General features: G+C 64.7%; 24 protein-coding genes. 17 read left to right on the forward strand and 7 right to left on the reverse strand.

Features of this window, described 5'->3' with window-relative positions:
- The first annotated feature begins 8 nt into the window (after positions 1 to 8).
- Genes ARC39_RS08715 through phnN form a run of 3 tightly spaced genes read left to right on the forward strand, consistent with a single transcriptional unit; the run spans position 9 to position 2,178 of the window.
- Positions 9 to 929, forward strand: coding sequence for a CorA family divalent cation transporter (locus ARC39_RS08715; RefSeq protein WP_161470948.1), 921 nt, complete (start codon positions 9 to 11; stop codon positions 927 to 929).
- A 21-nt stretch (positions 930 to 950) separates the two neighbouring features.
- Positions 951 to 1,634, forward strand: a complete 684-nt coding sequence (phnL, locus tag ARC39_RS08720; RefSeq protein WP_068113059.1) for a phosphonate C-P lyase system protein PhnL — start codon at positions 951 to 953, stop codon at positions 1,632 to 1,634.
- 58 nt (positions 1,635 to 1,692) lie between these two features.
- Entirely contained in the window at positions 1,693 to 2,178 is a 486-nt protein-coding gene (gene phnN / locus ARC39_RS08725; protein ID WP_368085971.1) for a phosphonate metabolism protein/1,5-bisphosphokinase (PRPP-forming) PhnN, read from the forward strand.
- On the opposite strand, the gene ARC39_RS08730 is transcribed toward phnN, so the two are convergent.
- Positions 2,160 to 2,849 (reverse strand): DUF1045 domain-containing protein, encoded by a 690-nt coding sequence (locus tag ARC39_RS08730; RefSeq protein ID WP_068113067.1) that lies wholly within the window; start codon positions 2,847 to 2,849, stop codon positions 2,160 to 2,162. The genes phnN and ARC39_RS08730 overlap by 19 nt on opposite strands.
- 74 nt (positions 2,850 to 2,923) lie before the next feature.
- Here ARC39_RS08730 and ARC39_RS08735 point away from each other — a divergent pair, with 74 nt between their 5' ends.
- Positions 2,924 to 4,063: an alpha-D-ribose 1-methylphosphonate 5-triphosphate diphosphatase gene (locus tag ARC39_RS08735; RefSeq protein ID WP_068113070.1), complete on the forward strand. Its 1,140-nt coding sequence runs from the start codon at positions 2,924 to 2,926 to the stop codon at positions 4,061 to 4,063.
- A 44-nt stretch (positions 4,064 to 4,107) separates the two neighbouring features.
- Here ARC39_RS08735 and ARC39_RS08740 read toward each other — a convergent pair whose 3' ends face one another.
- Positions 4,108 to 4,533: a hypothetical protein gene (locus ARC39_RS08740; RefSeq protein WP_236545159.1), complete on the reverse strand. Its 426-nt coding sequence runs from the start codon at positions 4,531 to 4,533 to the stop codon at positions 4,108 to 4,110.
- 374 nt (positions 4,534 to 4,907) lie between these two features.
- On the opposite strand from ARC39_RS08740, the gene ARC39_RS08745 reads away from it, so the two are divergent.
- From ARC39_RS08745 to ARC39_RS08760, 4 genes are all read left to right on the forward strand, one after another.
- Positions 4,908 to 6,290, forward strand: a complete 1,383-nt coding sequence (locus tag ARC39_RS08745) for a bifunctional enoyl-CoA hydratase/phosphate acetyltransferase (protein ID WP_068113073.1) — start codon at positions 4,908 to 4,910, stop codon at positions 6,288 to 6,290.
- Between the two features lie 208 nt (positions 6,291 to 6,498).
- Positions 6,499 to 7,539 (forward strand): zinc-dependent alcohol dehydrogenase family protein, encoded by a 1,041-nt coding sequence (locus ARC39_RS08750; protein WP_068113076.1) that lies wholly within the window; start codon positions 6,499 to 6,501, stop codon positions 7,537 to 7,539.
- A gap of 379 nt (positions 7,540 to 7,918) precedes the next feature.
- Entirely contained in the window at positions 7,919 to 8,764 is an 846-nt protein-coding gene (locus ARC39_RS08755) for a hypothetical protein (RefSeq protein ID WP_068113079.1), read from the forward strand.
- 123 nt (positions 8,765 to 8,887) lie between these two features.
- Positions 8,888 to 9,874, forward strand: coding sequence for an aldo/keto reductase (locus ARC39_RS08760; protein WP_068113275.1), 987 nt, complete (start codon positions 8,888 to 8,890; stop codon positions 9,872 to 9,874).
- Between the two features lie 70 nt (positions 9,875 to 9,944).
- On the opposite strand, the gene ARC39_RS08765 is transcribed toward ARC39_RS08760, so the two are convergent.
- Together ARC39_RS08765 and ARC39_RS08770 are read right to left on the reverse strand one after the other, a co-directional pair.
- Positions 9,945 to 11,696, reverse strand: a complete 1,752-nt coding sequence (locus ARC39_RS08765) for a diflavin oxidoreductase (RefSeq protein ID WP_068113083.1) — start codon at positions 11,694 to 11,696, stop codon at positions 9,945 to 9,947.
- Positions 11,697 to 11,722: 26 nt separating this feature from the next.
- Positions 11,723 to 13,465, reverse strand: coding sequence for a NirA family protein (locus ARC39_RS08770; protein WP_068113085.1), 1,743 nt, complete (start codon positions 13,463 to 13,465; stop codon positions 11,723 to 11,725).
- Positions 13,466 to 13,903: 438 nt separating this feature from the next.
- On the opposite strand from ARC39_RS08770, the gene ARC39_RS26550 reads away from it, so the two are divergent.
- Positions 13,904 to 14,317: a cyanase gene (locus tag ARC39_RS26550; RefSeq protein ID WP_078059150.1), complete on the forward strand. Its 414-nt coding sequence runs from the start codon at positions 13,904 to 13,906 to the stop codon at positions 14,315 to 14,317.
- Here the strand turns inward: ARC39_RS26550 and ARC39_RS08775 are convergent.
- The 3 genes from ARC39_RS08775 to ARC39_RS08785 form a co-directional block, all read right to left on the reverse strand.
- Positions 14,292 to 15,347 carry a YeeE/YedE family protein gene (locus ARC39_RS08775; RefSeq protein ID WP_068113088.1) on the reverse strand — a complete coding sequence of 352 codons (1,056 nt, stop codon included), beginning with the start codon at positions 15,345 to 15,347 and terminating at the stop codon, positions 14,292 to 14,294. The two genes, ARC39_RS26550 and ARC39_RS08775, sit on opposite strands and share 26 nt — an antisense overlap.
- Before the next feature lie 60 nt (positions 15,348 to 15,407).
- Positions 15,408 to 15,752 carry an ArsR/SmtB family transcription factor gene (locus tag ARC39_RS08780; protein ID WP_068113277.1) on the reverse strand — a complete coding sequence of 115 codons (345 nt, stop codon included), beginning with the start codon at positions 15,750 to 15,752 and terminating at the stop codon, positions 15,408 to 15,410.
- A 178-nt stretch (positions 15,753 to 15,930) separates the two neighbouring features.
- The gene (locus tag ARC39_RS08785) at positions 15,931 to 16,317 is read right to left on the reverse strand and encodes a thioredoxin fold domain-containing protein (protein ID WP_149866364.1); all 387 of its coding nucleotides are present in this window, start codon (positions 16,315 to 16,317) and stop codon (positions 15,931 to 15,933) included.
- Positions 16,318 to 16,396: 79 nt separating this feature from the next.
- On the opposite strand from ARC39_RS08785, the gene ARC39_RS08790 reads away from it, so the two are divergent.
- The 8 genes from ARC39_RS08790 (at position 16,397) to soxC (ending at position 23,365) form a co-directional block, all read left to right on the forward strand.
- Positions 16,397 to 17,131, forward strand: a complete 735-nt coding sequence (locus ARC39_RS08790) for a cytochrome c biogenesis CcdA family protein (protein WP_068113094.1) — start codon at positions 16,397 to 16,399, stop codon at positions 17,129 to 17,131.
- A gap of 31 nt (positions 17,132 to 17,162) precedes the next feature.
- Complete coding sequence (locus ARC39_RS08795; RefSeq protein ID WP_068113096.1) at positions 17,163 to 17,735, forward strand: thioredoxin family protein; 573 nt, start codon at positions 17,163 to 17,165, stop codon at positions 17,733 to 17,735.
- Positions 17,736 to 17,937: 202 nt separating this feature from the next.
- A complete protein-coding gene (gene soxX / locus ARC39_RS08800; RefSeq protein WP_068113100.1) occupies positions 17,938 to 18,417 on the forward strand; it encodes a sulfur oxidation c-type cytochrome SoxX in 480 nt (159 codons plus the stop codon).
- Positions 18,418 to 18,463: 46 nt separating this feature from the next.
- Positions 18,464 to 18,880, forward strand: coding sequence for a thiosulfate oxidation carrier protein SoxY (gene soxY / locus ARC39_RS08805; RefSeq protein WP_068113103.1), 417 nt, complete (start codon positions 18,464 to 18,466; stop codon positions 18,878 to 18,880).
- Between the two features lie 82 nt (positions 18,881 to 18,962).
- Entirely contained in the window at positions 18,963 to 19,292 is a 330-nt protein-coding gene (soxZ, locus tag ARC39_RS08810; protein ID WP_068113106.1) for a thiosulfate oxidation carrier complex protein SoxZ, read from the forward strand.
- An 83-nt stretch (positions 19,293 to 19,375) separates the two neighbouring features.
- On the forward strand, positions 19,376 to 20,233 hold the full coding sequence (gene soxA, locus ARC39_RS08815) for a sulfur oxidation c-type cytochrome SoxA (protein ID WP_068113109.1): 858 nt from the start codon (positions 19,376 to 19,378) through the stop codon (positions 20,231 to 20,233).
- A 121-nt stretch (positions 20,234 to 20,354) separates the two neighbouring features.
- On the forward strand, positions 20,355 to 22,058 hold the full coding sequence (gene soxB / locus ARC39_RS08820; RefSeq protein WP_068113112.1) for a thiosulfohydrolase SoxB: 1,704 nt from the start codon (positions 20,355 to 20,357) through the stop codon (positions 22,056 to 22,058).
- Between the two features lie 35 nt (positions 22,059 to 22,093).
- Entirely contained in the window at positions 22,094 to 23,365 is a 1,272-nt protein-coding gene (gene soxC, locus ARC39_RS08825) for a sulfite dehydrogenase (protein WP_068113115.1), read from the forward strand.
- The last annotated feature ends 261 nt before the right edge of the window (positions 23,366 to 23,626 follow it).

Consider the following 23,626-nt stretch of genomic DNA (forward strand, 5'->3'; position numbering starts at 1 on the left):
TCCAACCCATGCCACCCACCGACCAGGATCTGTCGCAGGCGATCTGGATTGATTTGTTGTCGCCGCAGGCGGCCCAGGTTGACGAGGTGGAGGCCCTCGGCGTCGACGTGCCGGAACTGCCTGACATGGAGGAGTTGCAGCTTTCCAGTCGCCTCTACCGCCTGAACGGGACAAACTACATGACGGTCGTCCTGCCCGGGCTCGCGACCGATGGCAGGCGGCTCTCGCGGCCGCTGTGCCTCGTGCTCGGACCAGACAGGCTGGTGACAGTGCGTTATCACGCCCCGGATGCCTTCCGGGCCTATCCAGAACGCGCCGGTCAAAGCGGGGCAGGTTGCGACACGCCCGCACGGGTCTGTCTCGGCCTTCTGGAGGAACTGGTCGACCAGCTCTCCGACACGTTGGAAGAGATCGGGCGCGCGCTCGATACCACGTCGAGCGAGGTCTTCGACGGCGGCAATCTGAACCGTACCGTCATGCTGCAACGCGCGCTTGAGACCACTGGACGCTTTGGCGTTCACATCGGGGCCGTGCGCCATTCCCTGCTGACGCTGGAGCGTGCCGTCAACTACCTGGAGCAATTCCCGACCGATGTGACCGAGGCGAAGACCATCAAACGCCTGCTGGTCGGGCAGATCAGGGATATCACGGCGCTCGAGGTCCATGCGGACTACCTTGCCGCGCGCGCGTCGGTCGTCGCTGACGCCACGCTCGGCATGATCAGCCTTGAACAAAACAAGTCGGTGTCGATGTTGTCGGCGCTTGTCGCGCTGTTCGCGCCTGCCATGTTGATCGCGTCGATCTACGGCATGAATTTTCAGTGGATGCCGGAGCTGGACAGCAAATGGGGCTTCGTGTTGGCGCTCGCCGGAATGGGGGTCTCGGGGGTTGTCACTTTTCTCTTCTTCAAGAAACGCGGCTGGATGTGAGCCCGGCCGGGGAGCAAACGCATGATCGAGCTGACGAACGTGACCAAGCGCTTCACGTTGCATAACCAGGGCGGGGCGGTAATCCCGGTAGTGGAAGGCGCGTCGCTGCGCGTGGCATCCGGCGAATGCGTCGCGTTGGTAGGCGCATCGGGAGCGGGAAAATCGACGCTGATGCGGATGATCTACGGCAACTACCTCGCGCAGGCAGGGCGGATTGTGGTCGGCGGTGTCGACGTGGCGCGGGCCGAACCGCGCGACATCCTGGAACTGCGCCGGACAACTCTGGGCTATGTGAGCCAGTTCCTGCGCGTGGTTCCGCGCGTGCCCACACGAGACGTAGTCGCCGAGCCGCTGCTGGCCGTGGGAACGCCGCAAGCGGCAGCGCGTTCGGTGGCGGAAGCGCTGCTGGAGCGGCTCAATGTGCCGCGCACGCTTTGGGAGCTTTCGCCGACAACGTTCTCGGGTGGCGAGCAACAGCGGGTGAATATCGCGCGCGGTTTCGCACATGCCTATCCCGCCCTGCTGCTGGACGAGCCGACGGCAAGCCTCGACGCGGTCAACCGGGACGTGGTGCTGCAGCTGATCGAGGAAGCCAAGGCGCGCGGCGCGGCCATCGTCGGGATTTTTCACGACTCGGCGGCGCGGGAGCGGGTTTGCGACCGGGAGGTGGACGTGACGTCCTTTGCGCCCGCACGGGCGGCCTGAGATGGCGGGGCGTCTGTTCGCTGTCGTCGGTCCGTCGGGGGCGGGCAAGGATACCTTGATGTCCGAAGCCAAACGACGCCGGCCGGATCTGTATCTCGTGCGGCGGGTGATCACGCGCCCGGCGGAGGCGGGTGGAGAACCATTCGAGGGCGTGAATGTCGACGAGTTCCGGCGGCGCAAGGCGGCTGGCGAATTCGTGCTCGACTGGGAGGCGCATGGGCTGCACTACGGCATCCCGAACACCGTCGACCGTGCAATCGCCGAAGGGCGTAATGTGCTGTTCAACGGCTCGCGCGGGGTGCTGGGACGCGCCTGGGAGGAGTTCCCCGGCCTCACGGTCGTTCTGGTGACGGCTTCCGTTCCGGTTCTGGCAGATCGGCTGGCGGCGCGCGGCCGGGAAAGTCGGAACGACATTGCCCGGCGCCTGGCTCGGGCGGCCTATGAAATCCCCTACGGACCGCCAATCCGCGTGGTGGAAAACGATGGGGAGCTGGAGTCGGCGGTGGAGGCCTTCCTCCGCGTGCTTCAGCCGCTCAGCGTGTAGCGATGCAGGTTGTGGAATCGCCCGTCCTGCCCCTCGCCGAACAGGCAGATGTCCCGGATCCGCAAGGGGCGCGGGAGGATCGGCTCAAGCATCGGACGCAACCGGGCGGCGATAGCCTCCGCCTCTGCATCCGGCAGCTTGCCGGACAGGGTGAGGTGGAAGCGGAATTCCTCCATCACGTAGGGGTAGCCCCATTTTTGCAGCAGGATCTCCTGCCGCGCGCTCAATCCGGACTTGCGGCGGCGATCCAGTTCTTCCTCGCTCGGAGGCGCCCGGAACGCGTCGAGCGCCTCGACAACCCGCGCGGCGAGCAGCGCGAGCGGTGTGGTTTCGCCGTCCGGGATGAGCGCGAGAAACCCGCCAAGCCGCGCAAGCGTCAAGCCGTCGAGCAACACCGGCGCCAGCGAGGATGCCAGCGCCTCTGTCGCATTGTGCAACTCGGACACGTCGAAACCCTGGGCCAGCCGGAATGGCGGTTTCAATGTGCCGTGCAGACCGTATTTGTGCGGCGTCCGGGTGATTTCGGCCACCGGCATCGGCAAGCCGGGAACGGACGGGTGCGCAAGTTTCCGTCCTCCGCGCGGATCCCATCCCAGCCAGGCAGCACCGAAATCTGCGAGCGGGCCGGGCGGTGGCGCGAAATAGAGCGCGTAGCGCGTAAAACCATCCATGACGTGTCTCCTGATTGGGGGCACGTAGCACATCGCGGCGCGGGCCGCGAGGCCAGAGCAGATCGGAAAGCCCTATGACACAGACGATTTTCGCCAATGCCAGGCTCGTCCTCCCCGACGAGGTGGTGCGCGGCAGCCTCAGGGTCGCCGGCGGTCGCATTACCGATATTGCGGCCGGCGCATCGGTTCCGGCAGGGGCGGTCGATTGCGCCGGAGATCTGGTCATGCCCGGGCTGATCGAACTGCACACCGACAATCTGGAGCGCCATATTCAACCCCGCCCGAAGGTCGACTGGCCGCATCCCGCCGCGATAATCGCCCACGACGGCGAGTTGGCGAGTGTCGGCATCACCACCGTGTTCGATGCGATGCGGGTGGGCTCGGTGCCCAGCGAACGCAACGATTATGCTGCCTATGCCCGCCAGCTCGCCACCGAACTCTTGCAGATGCGGGCGGAGGGCGTCCTTCGGATCAGCCATTTCCTGCATCTGCGCGCCGAGATCTGCTCCGCGACACTGGTGGAGGAAATGGCGGCCTTCGGGCCGGAGGACAGGGTCGGTATCGTGAGCCTCATGGACCACACGCCGGGTCAGCGGCAGTTCCGTGACGTGTCCAAGCTCAAGCAATATGTGCAGGGCAAGCACGGTATGTCCGACGCCGGGTTCGAGGACCATGTCGCGCACATGCAATCTCTGCGCGAGGCGAACGGCGAGGAACACGAGCGCGTAGCGGTGGCCGAAGCGCGCCGCTACGGGGCGGTGTTGGCCAGCCACGACGACACGCTGGAGGACCATGTGGATACCTCCGCCGCACACGGCGTGCGGCTGGCGGAATTCCCGACAACGCGCGAGGCGGCGGCGGCCTGCCATGCGCGTGGCATCGCTGTCATGATGGGGGCGCCCAACCTGATCCGCGGCGGCAGCCATTCGGGAAATGTTGCCGCGCAGGAACTGGCAGAGGCCGACCTGCTGGATATCGTCAGTTCCGACTACGTGCCTTCGGCGCTGCTTTCGGCGGCGCTCTTGCTGGGCGATATCTGGGGTGATCTTCCGCGCGGGGTGGCGACGGTCACACGCGCGCCCGCCGACGTCGTGGATATGCCGGACCGTGGCCGGTTGCAGATCGGCGCGCGGGCTGACGTGGTGCGCGTACACCGGATCGCAGGCGCCGGCGCGGTGCGCGGCGCCTGGGTGGCCGGGGAACGGGTGGCCTGACGGCGCACCGAAACCGGGGCCAGTGCGCCCCGGCCCCGTGGCGCTCAGAGGCCGAACCCGATGTCTGTGCGCGAGCTGGGTGTCAGAACGCCCAGGCAGTCCGGCGCCTCGCCTTCGGTGGCGGTGCACTCGGCCAGGCTGTTGATCAGCAGCCGGGAGATTCCGCTGCAGGGCTGGTCGGCCAGGTCGAACTGCACGACCTTTGTCTTGCCGTCGGTCAACGCGCCGAATTCTAGGATCAGCAGCCGGGAAACAATGTCCTCGGCATCGAAAACCGCGACCTCGAACGAAACGGCCGACAGGTCCGTGCCGGTGGCGTTGCGCGCTACATAGGTCATGCGGCAGCCGTTTTCGGCTTCACGCGCATTGTTCAGCTCCAGCCCGAAACCGCTTTCCTGGGAAATGGCTGCCGTGGCGCCCAGAGATGTCACGGTTGCCACGGTCATGGCTGTCAGGAGTTTCGGAATCATCGGATATCGCCCTCTCAAAGTCCCACAAAAACGTCTGTGGCCAAGGTGCTAGCACGCGCGCGGCGTTCCGCAAAGCCCTGAGCGAACGTGCGTGAAGCGCGCAGCCGTGAGTCGGGAGGCAGCGACTCCGGCCGGCAGCCCGCGCCGTGAGCTCCGGCACCTGCCCATTGCATGCGCAGAAATTTTCGCGGCGGTGCGGCATTTTCTCCGATCCGTGTATTCGTGCGGTATCCGCCGCTGTGGAGCCGCTTCGCGGGGTTCCTTTGCATACCGTGACATGCGATAGGCCTGCGCGGGGAAGAGCACGCCGGCGGGTGGCAAACCGAGTCCCATCCGCGGAGAGGCGATCCGCGACTCGGACCGAGGATGTGACCATGACCAAGATCACCAATACACCTTGGGATCAGCTCGACGTCGGGATGGAAGCGGAGGTCCGGCGCATCTGCCGTGCCGACGATTTCTATGTCTTCGCCAATATCACAGGCAACATGAACCCGAAGCACTTCCCGCGCTTCAAGGATGTCGAGGGATCGCTGCACGAGCCGGTGTCGCCGGCAATGTGGGTCGCGACGCTGATTTCCTCTGTTCTGGGCAGCAAGCTGCCGGGGCCGGGCACGCTCTACAAAGCCCAGTCGATCACGTTCCATGAACGCGCCTTCGCCGGTGACGAGTTGATCATCAAGGTGAAGTTGATCGAGAAGAAGCCTGAAAATATTGCGGTTTTCCAGTGTTCCGTCGACAGCGTCGACGGCAAGAAACTCGCCGAGGGCGTGACAGAAGTGATCGCTCCGACCGAGTCGATGGATTACGTCGTTGACGATATTCCCGGCCTCATCGTCGAGCGCCACGCCCATTTCGACAAGTTGCTGGGCGAAGCGGAGCCGCTGCCGCCCATGAAGACCGCCGTCGTGGCACCGGAATCGGAAGATGCGCTGCTCGGGCCGCTTCTCGGGTGCGATCACACGCTGATCGACCCGATCCTGATCGGCGACGAGGCGAAAATCCGCGACGCCGCGGAGAAGATCGGACGGGATATTTCCAGCTTCGAGATCATTCACGAGCCCAGTCACAGGGCGGCGGCCAGCCTCGGTGTGCAACTGGTCAACGAAGGCCGTGCCGCGGCGCTGATGAAGGGGAACCTGCACACTGACGTGCTGCTGGGCGAGGTGGTCAAGCGCGACGGTGGGCTGCGCATGGGCCGCCGGCTCTCCCACGTGTTCGTCATGGATGTGCCGGGGCTCACGCATCTGTTGCTGATCTCGGATGCCGCGATCAACATCGCCCCGGACCTGGAGACGAAGGTGGACATCACGCAGAACGCCATCGACCTGGCCCATACGCTCGGCATGGACGAACCAAAGGTCGGCATCCTTTCTGCGGTCGAGACGGTCAACCCCAAGATCCCCTCCACGCTGGAGGCGGCGGCGCTATCCAAGATGGCCGAACGCGGCCAGATCAAGGGGGCGCTCGTTGACGGGCCGCTGGCGATGGACAACGCGATCAACCTGGAGGCCGCGCGCACCAAGGGGATCCGCTCCATGGTGGCCGGACAGGCGGAGATCCTGATCGCGCCGAACCTGGAATCGGCCAACATGCTCGCCAAGGAGCTGACCTTCATCGCCCATGCAGAGGCCGGCGGGCTGGTGGTCGGTGCCCGGTGCCCGGTGATCGTCACCAGCCGGGCCGATGACGACAAGGCGCGGCTTGTGTCGTGCGCGGTCGCGGCGCTCTACGCCCACCGCAAGATGCCGGTCTGACCAGCACGAGCCCGGCCGATGCGGCAACGATGGGGCGGTCCCTGGCCCGCCCCTCGCCAGCTTCGGTGGTCGTCGGGCGTCGATCCTGCCTTCTGACGGCGCGGTCATCCGGGGCACTGGGCTCGGGTGACGGCCCGCAACCCCAGCGTGGACACGAAATCCCTTGCATGTAATTCAATGGCGGCCCCCCAAGTGAGAAGCGACCGCCATGAAAGCCGTTTTGTTCGAGAAGTTCGGGGAAACCCCGAAAGTCGTCACCGTCAGTGACCCGACGCCAGACGCCCATGGAGTCGTGATCAAGGTCGAAGCCACGGGCGTTTGCCGCAGCGATTGGCACGGCTGGATGGGGCATGACAGCGATGTCGAGTTGCCGCATGTACCGGGGCACGAGCTGGCAGGCGTGATCCATGCCATCGGAAAGAACGTGGCCAACTGGCAAGTCGGGGATCGGGTGACCGTGCCGTTCATCGCGGGGTGCGGGGCCTGTCCGGAATGCCACGCAGGGCACCAACAGGTCTGCCACAATCAGGAGCAGCCCGGCTTCACCTATTGGGGCTCGTTCGCCGAGTATGTCGCCATTCATCAGGCCGACATGAACCTCGTGTCTCTGCCGGAGAGCATGGACTTTGCCACCGCCGCGAGCCTCGGCTGCCGTTTCGCCACGGCCTTCCGGGCTGTCGTCGATCAGGGCCGGGCCGGCGCCGGTCAATGGGTCGCGGTGCATGGATGCGGCGGTGTGGGCCTGTCGGCGGTGATGATCGCCAACGCCGTCGGGACAAATGTGATCGCCGTCGATATCGACGATGGCAAGCTGTCCCTCGCCAGGGAACTCGGAGCGGTTGCCGCAATCAACGGGGCAATGGTTGCGGACGTGCCCGAAGCGGTGATCGAATTGAGCGGAGGAGGGGCCCACGTCTCCCTCGACGCATTGGGCCACCCGGAAACGTGCTTCAATTCGATACAGAACCTCCGGCCTCGGGGCAGGCATGTTCAGGTTGGCCTGATGCTCGGTGATCACACGACGCCCGAGGTTCCGATGGCCAGGGTGATCGGCAAGGAACTCGAAATTCTTGGCTCGCACGGCATGCAGGCGCACAGATACGGGGCCATGCTGGACATGATCAACTCTCGCAAGCTCGATCCGGCGCGACTTGTCGGCAATCGGATCAGCCTGGAAGAAGCCCCGACAGCGCTCATGAACATGGATACATTCCAATCGGTCGGCGCGACCGTGATAACCTCGTTCTGAACCCGTGGGCCTGAAGCCAGACTCGCCCTGCACGGCCTCTCGGTTCTGCCGTCGACGCGAAAGTCGCTGCGCGATGTCTCGGGTTGGTGCCGAGTGACCGTAGTCCGGATCGGGCTTGCGTTGGTGGCAACCGTTTCTCCGACAGGTTTTTCCTGATCCGGAGCAGCGGCCACGCATTGCGGGAATCGGACGACCGGGCCGTTCTTGGGCATCGTTCGTGCCGATGGCTGACCACGTCCACGCTGGCTCGGGCGCGCGGCACACGGGTTTACCCGGCACATCCTGCATTCACCTGCGGTGTGTCGACGCAAAGGTGTGGCTTTGCGCAGCGTCTTCTGGTGAAATCCTTGTGTGTCAGTGTCATGGGGGAGGGAATGGTATGGACACGATGGATGCTGCGGCACTTTACGACCGGATCAGCCTGCCGGTTCTAACCATCCAGGCGGCGGCGCTCGTGCTGCTGATCACGCTCCCGGCTGCCGCAGTTCTGGGATTTCTGAGCGGGGCCATGCGGCGCAAGATGTTGCTCGCGGCCGGGCGGGATGTGGACCACGTCGTTGGGGAGACGACGCTCGGTGCCATTCTTGCGCTGCTCGGTCTCCTGCTCGCTTTTAGCTTCGGCAATGCGCTGAACGTCTCCCAGGCGCGCAAGTCGGCAATCGTGGGCGAGGGTGCCGCGCTTGGTACGGCATTCCTTCGGGCTGACTATTTGCCCGAGCCGGGGCGCACCACCTTGCAGCAAGCGCTGCTCGATTATGGGCAAACGAGGTTTCTGCCGGGCGATGGCAGCATTCACACGATAGAGCAGGCGCAGGCCTTCATCGCCCGGACGCTTGAGGCACAGGCGAAGCTCTGGCCGCTGACGCTGGAGGTAACGGCCGATCCACTGCCCGCGCCGCTCAAGACCTTCATCGCCGGCGCGATGAACGACGCGATCGACGCCCATCTCTACCGGGTGGAAACACTGTCGAATCCGGTCTCCGACATCACCATGTCGATGATGCTGGCGTCCGCCCTGATGTCGCTCTTCCTGCTCGGAAACCGCGCCGGAATGGTAGGACGAAAGCTGACCTGGCGAACGTTTGTCTTCTCCGCTTTCCTCTTCGTCGTGATGATTTCGATCCTGGACACGCAACGGGGAACGGAAGGACTCGTGCGTATGGACGACACCGCGTTGCGGGTAACGGTCTTCGAGATGGAGATGGCGCTCGCCAGTCGAAACTGAGCTCCGGCCGAGCGCGGCGGCGCGTGCCGTTGACCCGCCCGGCACAGGGGTCGATAAGGCGGGCGGGGCGCTCCGCCGCGCGCATCGGCGCGACGACGCGGTGCCATGATCAACGAGGCATTCATGAAGAACAGAAAGCTGGGCGCGAACGGGTTCGACGTAAGCGAGGTCGGACTGGGTTGCTGGCAACTCGGGGCTGACTGGGGTTCCGGCGTGGCGCGGGAGATCGGGATGGAAATCCTGACGACGGCAGCCGCGAACGGTGTAACATTCTTCGACACGGCGGATGTATATGGCGCGGGTCGAAGCGAAGACCTGATCGGGCAATTCCTGAAGCACTGGGACGGTGCGCCGATCCGTGTCGCCACCAAGTTCGGCCGGGGCGGGGATGTCTATCCCGACGGCTACACCGAGGAGACGCTGCGACGGGGAGTGGACGCCTCTCGCGAACGGCTCGGGGTTGAGGCGCTCGACCTCGTGCAGCTTCATTGCATCCCCACCGATGTTATGCGGAATGGCGCGATCTTCGACTGGCTGCGCAAACTCCAGCAGGAGGGCGCGATCCGCCACTTCGGCGCCAGCGTGGAAACGGTGGAGGAGGGGTTGATCTGCCTTGAGCAGGAGGGACTGCTGTCGCTTCAGGTGATATTCAACCTGTTCCGGCAAAAGCTGGTAACCGAACTCCTGCCGCAGGCGGAGGCGAAGGGCGTCGGACTCATCGTGCGACTTCCGCTGGCCAGCGGCGTTCTGAGTGGCAAGTTCACGGCGAACACGACCTTTGCCGAGCAGGACCACCGCAACTACAACCGCGACGGTGCCGCGTTCAACGTGGGCGAGACCTTCGCCGGTATCCCCTTCGAGAAGGCGGTGGAATTGGCGGATGCGCTCAAGACACATCTGCCGGAGGGGGTGACGCTGGCAAAGATGGCGCAGCGCTGGATCCTCGATCATCCCGCCGTGTCGACGATCATCCCCGGTGCCAGCGCGCCCGACCAGATCCTGCGCAACGCCGCCGCCTCCGATGTCGCGCCGCTTCCCAAGGCGCTGCGCAAGGAACTGGCCGCGTTCTACGCGGCGGAGGTCGAACCGCATATCCGCGGGCCGTACTGAGCGGCGACGCGGGTGCCGTGACACGGTGGTCGGGGGCGGGCGGGGAACGCTCGCTCCTCAACCGTTTGGGTCAGTACACGTCTCTCTGGTATCGATGCGCCGCGGCGAGCTGTGCCAGCCGCGCCTCGGCCTCCTCCTGCGCGACCTTGCCGTGGGTTGCGATGATGTCGACCAGCGTGCGCTCCACGTCCGCCGCCATCCGCGTTGCGTCGCCGCAGATGTAGATCGCGGCTCCCTCTTCGAGCCAGCGGAACACCTCCGCGCCCGCCTGTGCGAGCAGCGTCTGGACATAGACCTTTTCGGTGCCGTCGCGAGACCATGCAAGGCTCGTCCGGGTCAGCAGACCGCTCTCCTGCCAGGCTTCGATCTGGGCGCGGTAAAGGTAGTCGCAGGCCTCGTGCTGATCGCCGAAGAACAGCCAGTTGCGCCCTGTCGCGCCGCGGGCCGCGCGTTCCTCCAGGAAGGCACGGAAGGGGGCGATGCCGGTGCCCGGACCGATCATGATCAGCGGCACATCGTCCGCGGGCAGGTGAAAATGCGCAGAGCACTGGACGTAGACACCGACCATGCCGCCGAGGGTCAGGCGCTCGCCGAGATAGGTGGAGGCGACGCCTTTGCGGGGCGTGCCATGAAGATCGTAGCGGACTTCGCCGATTGTCAGGTGCACCTCGCCGGGATGGGCCTTGGGGCTTGAAGAGATGGAATAAAGCCGGGGCTGCAGCGGGCGCAGGCCGTCGGCCAGTTGCTGTGCGTCGAGCGCCAGCGCGCCGCCCGTCAGCAGGTCGATGATCTGCGCATCGTCGGGGGCGTCCGCCAGCGACCATGCTTCCAGCGTCTTGGGTGTGACTGTCGTCAGGTCCAGCCGCGTCAGCAGCGCCGCGCGCAACCCCGCTGGCCCGGTCTTGAGCTGGACCATCTCCGCGCCGGTCAGCCCGGTCGCGGAAAGGATCGCCTGCACCTCGGCGGCGTCGTTCACCGGCCAGACACCAAGCGCATCGCCGGCCTCGTAGGCAAGGTCGGCGCCGCCGCCTGCAAGCGACAACTCGATATGGTTCACGCATTTCGCGGAGCCGTCGCCACTCAGCCGTTGCGATACCATGAGCGAGGCCATGAACGGGTGTGCCTTGTCGAACGCCGGGCCCGCGTCCGCGGGCTCCGGGGCGGCCGCGGCTCCTGCGGCTTCCGTGAAGGCGGCGCTGTCGAAGGCGGCGCTTTTCCATGCCGCGAAGTCGTCCTCGAAATCGAGGTCGCAGCCGACGAATTCGGCAACGCGCGTGGCGCCGAGTTCCGTCAGTCGCGCGTCGATGTCCCGGCCCGCCTTGTTGAAGGCCGCATAGCTGGAATCGCCCAGGCCACAGACGCTGTAATTCAGCGAGGCGGGCAGGGCGGGGGCATCCTCCGCCATCAGGCTCGCATGGAAAGTCGCCGCGTTGTCGGTGGGATCGCCCTCGCCAAAGGTGGCGGCGACGATCAACAGGTGGTTGACCGCGGAAAGATCGCTCGGCGCGACGTCGTCGAGGGCCGCAACCGTCGCGTCGAAACCGCGTGTCTTGGCGTATTTGCGCAGATCCTTCGACAGAGCTTCGCAATTGCCCGATTGCGAGCCGTAGAGGATCGTCAGTGCGGTCCCGGCCTCGGCCTCCCCGCCCGACGCGGCGGAAGCCGCGATGGCATGCAGCCCCGTCAACAGGCCGTTCAACCACTGCCGTTGCGCAGGGTCAAAGGGCGCGTCATCGGCAATGAACTGCGGCGCACGGGCCGTTTGCGCCTGACCGATGGCAAGCGCGAGATTGTTGAGAATGTTCGGGTCTTCGGCGCTCATGGGGCGTCTCCGATGGGAATGTCGGGTCAGGCGGCGGCGGCAGCGGCGGCCGGCAGCAGGCTTTGCAAGCCCGCATCGTCGAGGCTGCGGGTGAAGTCGAGAAAGCTCTGGTCGGGTGCGCGCCGCGCCAGGTACTGGCCGACCACGTGTTCGAGAAGCGCGAGGATTTCGCCGGCGGCCACCGGCCCGCACAGCGGCCGCGCAAGCCCCTGGTCCTGGTCGGACCCGCCGCCGAGCACGATGTTGTATCCCTCGCCGCCGTCCGGCGCGGCGGCTCCGATCAGCCCGATATCGCCGATGTAGTGCTGCGCGCAGGAATTGGCGCAGCCGGTTGCATGGATGTTGATCGGCTGGTCGAGGGTGAATCGGCTCTCCAGGTGGCGCACGAGCCGCAGCGCATCCTGCTTCGTGTAGGCCGCGGCGAGCTTGCAGCCCCACCGGCCCGTGCAAGCCACCGCGCCCGCGGCAAATGCCGTGGCCTTGGTAGTCAGCCCAAGCGCTTCGATCTCGGCGCAGGCGGCGTCCACCGCGTCGTCGGGCACGTGGGCGATCAGCGGGTTTTGCCACACTGTCAGGCGAATGTCGTCGCCTCCGTACTTCTGCGCGATCCGGCCAAGGCCGCGCATCTGCTCCGGCGACAAGCGCCCCAGTTCCAACGCCACGCCGATATAATTGAGCCCGTCCTGCTTCTGGCGGTGCACGCCGATATGGCCCTGACGGGCAATGGGCGGGCGGGGAGCGTCATGCGTGGCGTCCAGGCGTCGGAGTTGAACGCCGGTGCCGAAGCCGTCGAGCGTTTCCTGTGTCCGGTCGCAGAACCAGTCGAAGCCCTTGCCGTCGAGCAGATACTTCAACCGCGCCTTTTTCCGGTTGGTCCGGTCGCCGTGTTCGACGAAGACGCGCAGCATTGCCTCGGCCACGTCCACCGTCTCCTCGGGGCGGCAGATCAACCCGGTGTCGCGGGCGAAATCCTTGTGCCCGGTGATTCCGCCCAGGTGGATGCGGCACCAGATGCCGGGCTCCGCGCCCCGATCGTTTTCCCGCACGTCCACGGCAAGGAACCCAATATCGTTTGTGTCGCTCAGGCAGGAGAGCGACCCGGCATTGTCAAAGGAGATGTTGAACTTGCGCGGGATGCCCTGCAACTCGCGGGTGCGAAGAATGCGCGTGCTTAGCCGCTTGGCATATTTCTTCAGGTCGATCAGTTCCAGCGGATCGAAACCGGCGGTGGGCGAGGCGGTCAGGTTTCGCGCCGAATCCGCGCCGGTGCCCTGTGCCGTCAGCCCGACCTCCTGAAGCCGCTCGATGATCGGGATCACGCGTCCGGGCATGATCTCCCGCATCTGCAGGCTGCCGCGTGTGGTCACATGGGCGTATCCGCCCGCCAGATCCTCCGCGATATCGCCCAGAGCGATCATCTGGTCGCCGCGCAGGATATTGGCCGGCGCACGCAGGCGCATCATGTAGCCGGGGCTGTTGGGCTCCACGTTGAAAAAGCCAAGGTGCCGCAGCAGGAACTGGTCAAGCCCCGCGGCCAGGTGACCGTTGGCTTCCCATTCCTCCAGCTTGCGCCACATGTCGAGCGGATGCATTTCGTGCTTGGCGATCTCCTCCTTGCAAAGGTCTTCCAGTGGCACGCCGTAAACGGTTTCCGCCTCCGCCTGTGTCGTGCCGCCCCCCTGAAAGGCGCGGTGCAGGTTGAGGCGGGAGAGAACGTCGACGAGGTATTGTTGCTGCTCGGAACTGAAGCCTGCTGGCTGTTCGGACATTCGGAGCTTCCTCCGGTGTGGTGATTGCGCGGAACATCGGCCCATGCGGGCCGCTGGCGGAACTGAATTCGGAGTTGGACGCCGTTGTCCGTGGCAGGCGTAGCAAAGAGCTGCTCTTGCCTTGACGCATTGGACACCGTTGCCCGCGCGCCGGAAATCGCGCGTCTGCGCGAGTCGTATTTCCTTCGCGATAGCGACCGAACGCGGCGTTGGTCAAGCCTCGGGCCTCGCGTTTTCGCACCTGCAGAAGGATTTGTCGGTTTCAGGTGAAAAAATAAGCGTCAACGCCCGATCTGCGGAATGGGAAACGTGACTCGGTGCAAAACTGTTCCGCTAATCGTGGGGCAGTGTAGGTATTGTAATTCGGACATCTGCCGGAATGAGTTTCACCGGCGGTAGAGGTGGCAATTACACGTCAATATCGCATCCGGATTGATCATGCGGCGAGCTTTTCGCCAGAACGACGCGCAGACTCCCGTTTGGCTGCCGGTCAAGGGCGTACGTCCCGCATCTCCGAGCGGGAGTGGCGCCACGGCGGCCCCCCCAGCATGTCCTCTCCGGACAAACAGCAACGGCGCTGTGATTGCTTACGGCCTCCCGCTGTGCCGACAGGTCGCCGAATCCGCCGCGCGGAGCCTTCTGACGGATCCCTGCATCCAGCGTTTCGACGAGATCGTCGGTGGTTACGGGCCGACTTTGAAGTCACTGATCCACGAGAAATTCGGCGACGGCATCATGTCGAGATATCCGTCACGCACCTCGCCTGTAACGCGTGGTCGGAGTGCATGCGCCCGGCATCCGCCAGGTGTTGGATGCCGGGCCGCACTCAGAGCGGTGCGAAACCGTGGATGAGCTGGCGCAGGCCGAGCCAGGCGCCGATCATGATCGCCGCCAGCGTGAGCGGGGCGGAGAAGGCCAGCATCGAGAAGGCCGACAGGCCCTGGCCCACCGAACAGCCGATGGCCACCGCGCCGCCTATGCCCATCAGCGCGCCGCCGAGGATCTGCCGGCGCAGTTCGCGCGGGTCCTCGCAGGCTTCCCAACGGAAATGCCCCTTGCGCAGGCTGCCGATGCAGGCGCCACAGAGCACGCCCGCAACCGAACCGACGCCGAAATTGAGCTGCATGCCCGAGGCCAACATGATGTAGAGGACCGTATCCCCAAGCGGTGCCGAGAAGGTATGGCTTTCCACCGGGACCGCCCCGAAACTGCGATGGGCGATATACGTGGTCGCGGCCCAGCCGGAGACGATGCAGAGGCCCACCACAACGGCCCAGAAGACCGATGTGCGCGCCTTGCGCATCCGGGCGGGCGCAAGCGCTGCCGCGAGGATCGCGGCGCCGATCGCCAGGCCGACGATGGCTGGCGCCAGCCCCAGCGGCTCTGCAAGCAGATGGGCAATGCCCGCGGGTGCGTCCGTTCCGATCAAACCCTCGGGAAAGATCACCACGCGCATCGCGGCAAAGGGGCCGGAGATCACCGAATAGGCGGCGATGGCCATGACCAGTACGATCACGAAGGCGCGCAGATCGCCGCCGCCAACGCGCGCCAGCACGCCGTATCCGCAATTGCCGGCCAGCGCCATGCCATACCCGAAGACCAGCCCGCCGGCGATATGGGCCAGCGGGTTCCAGCCGCGATTGAGATAGAAGCTTTCCATCGGCTCCAGCAAACCGGCGGCCGCGAGCCCGAACGCGCCGATGACGGCAACGCCCACGGCAATGGCCCACATGCGCAGTCGGATATCGGAATCGCCGTAGAGCGCATCTTCAATCGCGCCAAGTGTGCAGAAGCGGCCGATGCGTGCAGCCAGCCCCAGGCCGAGCCCCCCAATGAAGCCGAGCATGGCGACAAATGTGGCGTCGCCCGGAAAATCGCCCATTCGCAGCCCTCCCCAGCTGGCTGGCCGGGCAGAGCACGTCAGACGCGCGTCATCTCCGGCCTAGCAGGCGTTCTCGTCCTTGCAGAACAGGTCGTAAACGACCTCGAGTATCTTGCGCGGGCGGTCGTCGGTCAAGGAGTAGTAGATCGTCTTGCCCTCACGGCGCGGTTGCACGAGCCCTTCAAGTCGCAGACGCGAGAGTTGTTGGGACACGGCCGCCTGACGCGCCGACAGCAGGTTTTCCAACTCGGTCACGGATTTCTCGCCCGTCACCAGATGGCACAAAATCATCAGCCGGCCCTCGTGGCTGATGGCCTTTAGGAAGTTCGATGCCGCCGTCGCCTTTGAGACGATCTGGTCGATCTCCTCTTCGGTCGTACGGTCGTCGATGACGGGAAGTCCCATGTCGTTCATGTCTTTCACATTCGGTTGGCAGCTTCCAAGGTTGCATCCTGAGCGTTGATTTTCAATCCGTTCAGCGCCTTTTGCACCGCTTAGAGCTGCATGTGGCGGTGCAGAGTCGCTTTTTTCGGCACCGCCGGCAGATTCGTGCGGCGTTGCCCCTGATCCCGGTGGCGGGCGCTTACCCACCGTTCGCCGCGGCGGGCGTATAGCCCGTCTTGTCCTGCAACATCTGTTCAAGAAGTCCCCAGAAGAAATCCTCGCCGGGATATCCCTCAAGGCGTGCAAGCTCGGTGTCGGTGTCGTCGACGAGAATAAACGTTGGCGTGAAAACGACCCGGCGCTCCAGCGTGAGCGTCTCTATCTCGTCACCGCGCAGATCTACACGTCGCAGTGGCGCATATGCGCCTTCCGACGTCTTCGGGTAGATCGGCCCGATCTCCGCGTTCCACCGCGCACAATAGGCACATCCGGCCTGCTCGACCATGACCAGCTCTGCCGACAACCCGGGCAGCGCCGACAGGCAAATTGCCAGACTTGCCAAGGGTATACGAAGTGCTCCTATCATCGGTGCCACCGGTCTGATTGACGCGCCATGAAAACCTAACATAATATGAATGTGTGAATGGGACAAGGGAGGGGAGGACATGCCCGAAGTCACCTGGGCAGGCGCCTTCGCGGCGGGCCTGCTGTCTTTCCTGTCGCCCTGTATCCTGCCCATCGTACCCTTTTACCTCAGCTATCTCGCCGGGGTGGGGATGCAACAGATCGGCGCCGGCGGCGAAGTGCCGGCCGGCGTGCGCCGGCGCGCGGTGCTGTCGGCGATCTTCTTCGCGGCCGGGATCCTGACGATCTTCATGGCGCTCGGCGCCTCGGCCTCCGCCTTCGGGCAGCTTGTCTATTCCTACATCGGCATCCTGCGGATCGCGGCCGCGGTCCTCATCGTTGCGATGGGGCTGCACTTCCTCGGCGTCATCCGCATCGGCTTTCTCTATCGCCAGTTCCGGGCAGATGCCGGCGATACGTCCAACGTGTCTTTGTTGGGCGCCTATGTCATCGGGCTGGCCTTCGCTTTCGGCTGGACGCCCTGCGTCGGACCGGTGCTGGCGGCCATTCTCATGACCGTCGCCGTCGAGGAACAGAGCATGGGGCAGGGGGCGGCAATGCTCTTCGTCTACGGGCTCGGAATGACGCTGCCCTTCGTCCTGGCGGCCTTTTTCATCGGCCCCTTCATGCGCTGGATGAAGGGGTTTCGGCGGCACCTGCCCAAGGTCGAGAAGGCCATGGGAGCGCTGCTTATCCTCTTCGGCGTGCTGATCGGCACGGATTCGGTGAACCGGATCGCCGAGTGGATGTTGAATTTCATGCCGGTGGCCGGCTGATGCCGGGGCCGAACCATTTCGGGAGGATTGCATGTTGAAACGATTTCTGGCCGCGATTGCGGCGCTCATTCTAGCGGCACCGCTGGCTCTGGCCGCCGAGATCGGCGACGACGGGCTGCACAAGGAACCCTGGATGCGCGACACCTTCAAGGATCTTCGCGAGGACCTTGACGAGGCCAATGCCGAGGGGAAGCGCCTGATGTTGATCTTCGAACAACGCGGCTGCATCTACTGCAAGAAAATGCACGAGGAGGTGTTCTCGCAGCCCGAGGTCTCCGACTACATCACCGAGCATTTCTTCGTCGTGCAACTCAACATGCACGGGCAAACCGAGGTGACGGATTTCGACGGCGAGGCTTTGTCGGAAACGGCCATGGCCCGCAAATGGGGGCTCATGTTCACCCCGCTGATTCTTTTCCTGCCCGAAGAGGTGCCGGAAGACACGCCAGCGCACCGGGCGGCGGTGGCGACGATGCCCGGAGCGTTCTCGAAGCTGACCACGTATGACCTCCTGGTCTGGGTCAATGAGAAGCTCTACGAGGCCAATCCCGACGAGGACTTCCAGCGCTACCATGCTCGGATGATCGCCGAACGGCGAGGGTAGAGCGCCATATTTGTTACGTTTTCTTCGCTCAGATGAAACATTCGGCCGTCGTGCTGGCCCTGTCCGTACGTTTCGTTCGAAGGCATGAAAATTCAAATAAGCGAATTTGTTGTTGCACGGAGCGGATTCCGTACGCTACGGTGTGCGGAGCGAACCGAGAAGATATCGCATCTATCGCGAAGGCGTCGCTACGGGAGGACATATGAAACGCGCATTTTCGGCGGCTGTTGCCGCCTTCATTCTGGCTACGCCCGCCACGGCCGAACCTGTCGCACCCGGCGACGTGGTCTATGAGGATGGGGCGGTCGCCGCATCGTTGACCGGGGCGGCCGGCAATCCCGAGGAGGGGGCGAAGGTCATCTCCACGAAGTCGATCGGTAATTGCGTCTCGTGTCACGAGGTCAGCGCAATGCCCGACGTGCCGTTCCAGGGCAACGTTGGCCCGAGCCTCGATGGCGTCGCCGACCGCTGGAGCGAAGCCGAGATCCGCGGCATCGTCGCCAACGCGAAGATGACCTACGACGGCACCATCATGCCTTCCTTCTATAAGATCGAAGGCTTCGTCCGGCCCGGTAACGGCTACACCGGCAAGGGCATCGCGGCGGAGGAGATTGCGCCGCTTCTGACGCCCCAGCAGATCGAAGATGTCGTCGCGTATCTCGTGACGCTGAAAGAAGAATAACGCTTTCGGGCCGGCCACGGCCCGTTCTCAACCAAGGAGACGAGAAATGAAATTCTCACGACGCGAGACGCTGGCCCTTGGCCTTGGCGCCGCCGCGATGGGTATCATGCCCTTCCGTGTGAACGCCGCCACCGAGGATGCCATCGCCGCCTTTACCGGCGGTGCCGACATGGGCGAAGGCGGTCTGACCCTGACTGCGCCCGAGATTGCCGAAAACGGCAATACGGTGCCGATCTCGGTCGATGCGCCGGGGGCTGCGGCAATCCTGATACTGGCAGCAGGTAACCCCACGCCGGGCGTGGCCGAGTTCAAGTTCGGCGAACTGGCGGGTTCCCACGCCGCGTCCACGCGCATCCGCCTCGCCGGCACGCAGGACGTGGTCGCCGTGGCCAAGATGGCCGACGGCAGCTTCGTCAAGACGTCCTCGACCGTGAAGGTCACCATCGGCGGCTGCGGCGGCTAACGGACCGAGGCAATTCCAGCGGCGGTTCCCTCAGGGTCCGCGCGTCGGGATTGCTCCAACCAGGCATTAGGAGACAAGAACAATGGCAGATGGTGTCAAGCCCCGCGTCAAGGTCCCGAAGAAGGCGGCCGCTGGTGACGTGATCACGATCAAGACCCTGATTTCGCACAAGATGGAATCCGGGCAGCGCAAGGACGGCGACGGGAACCTCATTCCGCGCTCGATCATCAATCGCTTCACCTGCGACTTCAACGGCACGAACGTGATCGACGTGACAATGGAGCCGGCGATCTCGACCAACCCCTACTTCGAATTCGAGGCCTCGGTCCCCGAAGCCGGTGATTTCAACTTCACCTGGTACGACGACGACGGCTCCGTCTACGAGGAGACAAAGCCGATCGCCATCGGCTGATCCCGCCGCAAGGCGCGCTGCAGGAATGCCTGTCCCGGTGGCGAACGACCGGGGCGGGTTCACCCACAGGGAGGACACGAGACATGAATTTCAAGGCAATGACGGCGCTTGCCGGTGCCCTTGCTATCTCCGCCGTCGGAGCCGCGAATGCCGACCCGGACGACGACACGCTGGTGATCAACGAAGAAATCGAGATGGTCACAAAGACCGCGGCGCCCGAGCACATGGAATATATCGACGAGATCATGTCGGGCTGGCACTTCCGCTCTGACGAGACGCAGGCGCTGGAAATGGACGATTTCGACAATCCCGGCATGCTGGGCGTCGAATCGGCGATCGAGGCGTGGGACACCGTCGAGGGGTCTGCCGGCAAGGCCTGTTCGGATTGTCACGGTGCGCTGGAAGACGAACAGATGGTTGGCGTGCGGGCGGTCTACCCGAAGTGGAACGAGAACGCCGGCGAGGTCTGGACGCTGGAGACCACGATCAATGCCTGCCGGACGGACCGCATGGGCGCCGAGGCCTGGAAATACGACGGCGCGGACATGACGAACATGAACGCGCTCCTGTCGTCGATTTCCCGCGGCATGCCGGTCAACGTGGCCATTGACGGCCCGGCGAGAGAAACCTGGGAAAAGGGCAAGGAACTCTACTACACCCGCACCGGGCAGCTGGAGCTCTCCTGCGCGAATTGCCACGAAGACAATTACGGCAACATGATCCGCGCCGACCACTTGAGCCAGGGCCAGATCAACGGCTTCCCGGCCTACCGTCTGAAGAACGCCAAGCTGAACTCCGTCCATGCCCGCTTCAAGGGATGCGTGCGCGACACCCGTGCCGAGACCTTTTCGCCGGGCAGCCCGGAATTCGTGGCGCTCGAACTCTACGTCGCCTCGCGCGGCAACGGTCTGTCGGTCGAAGGGCCGTCCGTCCGCAACTAACCGGTCAGCCCCCGCATCGGTCTTTGCCGGTGCGGGGTCTTTTTTGACCAGAAACATTCAAGTTTGCGCATGTTTGCCGCATTGACAGGGCAGGCGGCGCCATCACGAGGAAAAGAATCGCATGATCTCGCGCCGTGATTTTCTGCAGGTCTCGATGGCCGCCTCCGCCATCGTGGGCGGCTCGGGCTTCGGCAACTGGGCCCGGCTTGCCGCCCAGCAGAGCCTGACGCAGGACCAGCTGCTGGAATTCGACACCTTCGGCAACGTGACGCTGATCCACGTCACCGACATTCACGCGCAGCTCAAGCCGATCTATTTCCGCGAGCCGGAGATCAACCTCGGCGTCGGCGAGGCGCGGGGCCGGGTGCCGCACGTGACCGGCGCCGAGTTCCGCAAGCTCTACGGCATCGAGGATGGCTCGCCCTCCGCCTACGCGCTCACCTATGACGATTTCGCGGCTCTGGGAAAGGAATACGGGCGCGTCGGCGGGCTCGACCGCGTGGCGACCGTGGTCAACGCCATTCGTGCCGCGCGGCCCGATGCGCTGCTGCTCGACGGCGGCGACACCTGGCACGGTTCCTACACCTGCTACCACACGCAGGGCCAGGACATGGTCAACGTGATGAACAAGCTCGCGCCCGACGCGATGACCTTCCACTGGGAGTTCACGCTGGGCTCCGAGCGCGTGCTGGAGCATCTGGAGAACCTGCCATTCGCGGCCCTCGGCCAGAACATCTTCGACAAGGAATGGGACGAGCCGTCGGAGTATTTCGAGAGCTACCGCATGTTCGAGCGCGGCGGCACAAAGGTTGCCGTCATCGGCCAGGCCTTCCCCTACATGCCCATCGCCAACCCCGGCTGGATGTTCCCGGAATTCTCCTTCGGCATTCGCGATGAACGCATGCAGGAGATCGTCGACGAGGCCCGCGGCGAGGGGGCCGAAGTGGTGGTCGTGCTGTCTCACAACGGCTTCGACGTGGACCACAAGATGGCCGCCCGCGTCTCCGGCATCGACGTCATCCTGTCGGGTCATACCCACGATGCCCTGCCGGAACCGGTGCTGGTGGGGGAGACCATCGTTGTCGCCTCCGGCTCCAACGGCAAGTTCGTCTCCCGTGTCGATCTGGATGTGCGCGACGGCCGGATGATGGGCTTCAAGCACAAGCTGATCCCGATCTTCTCCGACGTGATCGAACCCGATCCGGAAATGACAGCGCTCATCGACGAACAGCGCGCGCCGTTTGCCGATGCGCTGTCGGAAGTCATCGGCCAGACGGCCGACGACCAGCTTCTCTACCGCCGGGGCAATTTCAACGGCACCTGGGACGACCTGATCTGCGACGCCCTCCTGGAAGAGCGCGAGGCCGACATCGCCATGTCGCCCGGCGTCCGCTGGGGCCCGTCGATCATGCCGGGGCAGGAGATCACGCGGGAAGACCTCTGGAACGTCACATCCATGAGCTATCCCAATGCCTACCGCACCGAGATGACCGGCGAGTTCATCCATGTGATCCTGGAGGACGTGGCGGACAACCTGTTCAACACCGACCCGTATTACCAGCAGGGCGGCGACATGGTGCGCATTGGCGGCATGGGCTACGCCATCGACGTGACCAAGCCGCAGGGCAGCCGGATCTCCAACATGACGCTTCTCAAGTCCGGAGAAGCCATCGACCCGGCCAAGACCTACGTCGTTGCCGGCTGGGCGAGCGTCAACGAGGGCACCGAAGGTCCGCCGATCTGGGATGTGGTGGAAAGCTACATCAAGAGACAGGGCACGGTCAGCACCGCGCCCAACACATCCGTCACCGTCACCGGCGTCTGAGCCGCGAAACCGAAACGCAAGGAGGGACATCCCCGATGACCACCAAGACCAAAGGCATCGAGCCGTCGCGGCGTCAGTTCCTGACCGGCGCCGCCGCCGCCGGTGCCGGCGCCGTTGCGGCCTCCGCCGCCAAGGCGTCCGGCCCCGATCCGCTGATCACCGAAATGCAGGACTGGGCGTCCGGCACCGGCGCTGGCGTCGACGCCACGCCCTACGGCATGCCCATCGAGTTCGAGAGCGACGTGGTGCGCCGCAATGTCGAGTGGCTGACCGCCGACACGATCTCCTCGATCAACTTCACGCCGATCCACGCGCTCGACGGCACGATCACGCCGCAGGGCTGTGCCTTTGAGCGCCATCATTCGGGTGCCATCGAACTGCGGAAGGAAGATTTCCGGCTGATGATCAACGGGCTGGTCGATACGCCGCTGGTCTTCTCCTACGCGGACCTGGAGCGCTTCCCGCGTGAAAACCGGGTCTACTTCTGCGAATGCGCCGCCAACAGCGGCATGGAATGGGCCGGTGCGCAGCTCAATGGCGCACAGTTCACGCACGGGATGATCCACAACATGGAATATTCCGGCGTGCCGCTCCGGACGCTGCTGAACGAGGCCGGGGTGAAGCCCGAGGGCAAGTGGGTCTATGTCGAGGGGGCCGATGCCTCCTCCAACGGCCGCTCGATCCCGCTGGAGAAGGCGATGGACGATTGCCTCGTCGCGTTCAAGGCCAACGGCGAGGCGCTCCGCATGGAGCACGGCTATCCCGCCCGCCTCGTGGTGCCCGGTTGGGAAGGCAACATGTGGGTCAAGTGGCTCCGGCGTTTCGAGGTCACCGAGGTCGCCGTCGAAAGCCGCGAGGAGACCTCGAAATACACCGACACGCTGGCCGATGGCGTCAGCCGCAAGTGGACATGGGAGATGGACGCAAAATCGGTCGTCACGTCGCCCAGCCCGCAGGCGCCGATCACCCACGGCCACGGGCCGCTGGTGATCACCGGTCTGGCATGGTCCGGCCGCGGCGCGATCACCGGCGTCGATGTGACCACCGACGGCGGAAAGAACTGGCACAAGGCGCGGCTGGGCGCGCCGGGGCAGGACAAGGCGCTGACTCGGTTCTATTTCGACACCGTCTGGAACGGCGAGGAAATGTTCCTGCAAAGCCGGGCGCGGGACGAGACGGGCTATGTCCAGCCGACCAAGGACCAGCTCCGCGAGGTGCGCGGACTAAACTCGATCTATCACAACAACGGCATCCAGACCTGGTGGGTCAACGCCGACGGGGAGGCCGAAAATGTCGAAATTTCCTAACCAGCTCGCCCTCGTGAGCGTGGTCGGCGTCTCGGCCATCGCGCTGTCGGTCGGGCTCTCGGAACGCGCGGCTCACAAGGCGGAAGAAGCCGCCCATGCCGCGGAAATGCACGCCGCCGCCTCCCACGAGGCCGCCGCGCCCGCTGAAGAGGCACATGCCGCCGAGGACGCGACCGCGCCTGTCGAGGAAGCCACCGAAACAGCCGTGGCAGAGACAGCGCCCACCGGGGAGGCGACGGAGGAGCTTGCCGAGGCCGAGGA

Origin of the sequence: Tropicimonas marinistellae (assembly GCF_001509585.1) — a bacterium.
Taxonomy (GTDB): Bacteria; Pseudomonadota; Alphaproteobacteria; order Rhodobacterales; family Rhodobacteraceae; genus Tropicimonas; species Tropicimonas marinistellae.

What these genes read in the sequence shown, in the direction of transcription:
- ARC39_RS08735 (WP_068113070.1), top strand. Translation starts at nt 2,924, where the DNA reads ATGACACAGACGATTTTCGCCAATGCCAGGCTCGTCCTCCCCGACGAG.
- ARC39_RS08780 (WP_068113277.1), bottom strand. Translation starts at nt 15,752, where the DNA reads ATGGGACTTCCCGTCATCGACGACCGTACGACCGAAGAGGAGATCGAC.
- phnN (WP_368085971.1), top strand. Translation starts at nt 1,693, where the DNA reads ATGTCCGAAGCCAAACGACGCCGGCCGGATCTGTATCTCGTGCGGCGG.
- soxA (WP_068113109.1), top strand. Translation starts at nt 19,376, where the DNA reads ATGAATTTCAAGGCAATGACGGCGCTTGCCGGTGCCCTTGCTATCTCC.
- ARC39_RS08745 (WP_068113073.1), top strand. Translation starts at nt 4,908, where the DNA reads ATGACCAAGATCACCAATACACCTTGGGATCAGCTCGACGTCGGGATG.
- soxB (WP_068113112.1), top strand. Translation starts at nt 20,355, where the DNA reads ATGATCTCGCGCCGTGATTTTCTGCAGGTCTCGATGGCCGCCTCCGCC.
- phnL (WP_068113059.1), top strand. Translation starts at nt 951, where the DNA reads ATGATCGAGCTGACGAACGTGACCAAGCGCTTCACGTTGCATAACCAG.
- ARC39_RS08785 (WP_149866364.1), bottom strand. Translation starts at nt 16,317, where the DNA reads ATGATAGGAGCACTTCGTATACCCTTGGCAAGTCTGGCAATTTGCCTG.
- ARC39_RS26550 (WP_078059150.1), top strand. Translation starts at nt 13,904, where the DNA reads ATGCGGCGAGCTTTTCGCCAGAACGACGCGCAGACTCCCGTTTGGCTG.
- ARC39_RS08770 (WP_068113085.1), bottom strand. Translation starts at nt 13,465, where the DNA reads ATGTCCGAACAGCCAGCAGGCTTCAGTTCCGAGCAGCAACAATACCTC.
- ARC39_RS08760 (WP_068113275.1), top strand. Translation starts at nt 8,888, where the DNA reads ATGAAGAACAGAAAGCTGGGCGCGAACGGGTTCGACGTAAGCGAGGTC.
- soxZ (WP_068113106.1), top strand. Translation starts at nt 18,963, where the DNA reads ATGGCAGATGGTGTCAAGCCCCGCGTCAAGGTCCCGAAGAAGGCGGCC.
- soxX (WP_068113100.1), top strand. Translation starts at nt 17,938, where the DNA reads ATGAAACGCGCATTTTCGGCGGCTGTTGCCGCCTTCATTCTGGCTACG.
- soxY (WP_068113103.1), top strand. Translation starts at nt 18,464, where the DNA reads ATGAAATTCTCACGACGCGAGACGCTGGCCCTTGGCCTTGGCGCCGCC.
- ARC39_RS08740 (WP_236545159.1), bottom strand. Translation starts at nt 4,533, where the DNA reads ATGATTCCGAAACTCCTGACAGCCATGACCGTGGCAACCGTGACATCT.
- ARC39_RS08715 (WP_161470948.1), top strand. Translation starts at nt 9, where the DNA reads ATGCCACCCACCGACCAGGATCTGTCGCAGGCGATCTGGATTGATTTG.
- ARC39_RS08790 (WP_068113094.1), top strand. Translation starts at nt 16,397, where the DNA reads ATGCCCGAAGTCACCTGGGCAGGCGCCTTCGCGGCGGGCCTGCTGTCT.
- ARC39_RS08730 (WP_068113067.1), bottom strand. Translation starts at nt 2,849, where the DNA reads ATGGATGGTTTTACGCGCTACGCGCTCTATTTCGCGCCACCGCCCGGC.
- ARC39_RS08795 (WP_068113096.1), top strand. Translation starts at nt 17,163, where the DNA reads ATGTTGAAACGATTTCTGGCCGCGATTGCGGCGCTCATTCTAGCGGCA.
- ARC39_RS08750 (WP_068113076.1), top strand. Translation starts at nt 6,499, where the DNA reads ATGAAAGCCGTTTTGTTCGAGAAGTTCGGGGAAACCCCGAAAGTCGTC.
- ARC39_RS08755 (WP_068113079.1), top strand. Translation starts at nt 7,919, where the DNA reads ATGGACACGATGGATGCTGCGGCACTTTACGACCGGATCAGCCTGCCG.
- soxC (WP_068113115.1), top strand. Translation starts at nt 22,094, where the DNA reads ATGACCACCAAGACCAAAGGCATCGAGCCGTCGCGGCGTCAGTTCCTG.
- ARC39_RS08775 (WP_068113088.1), bottom strand. Translation starts at nt 15,347, where the DNA reads ATGGGCGATTTTCCGGGCGACGCCACATTTGTCGCCATGCTCGGCTTC.
- ARC39_RS08765 (WP_068113083.1), bottom strand. Translation starts at nt 11,696, where the DNA reads ATGAGCGCCGAAGACCCGAACATTCTCAACAATCTCGCGCTTGCCATC.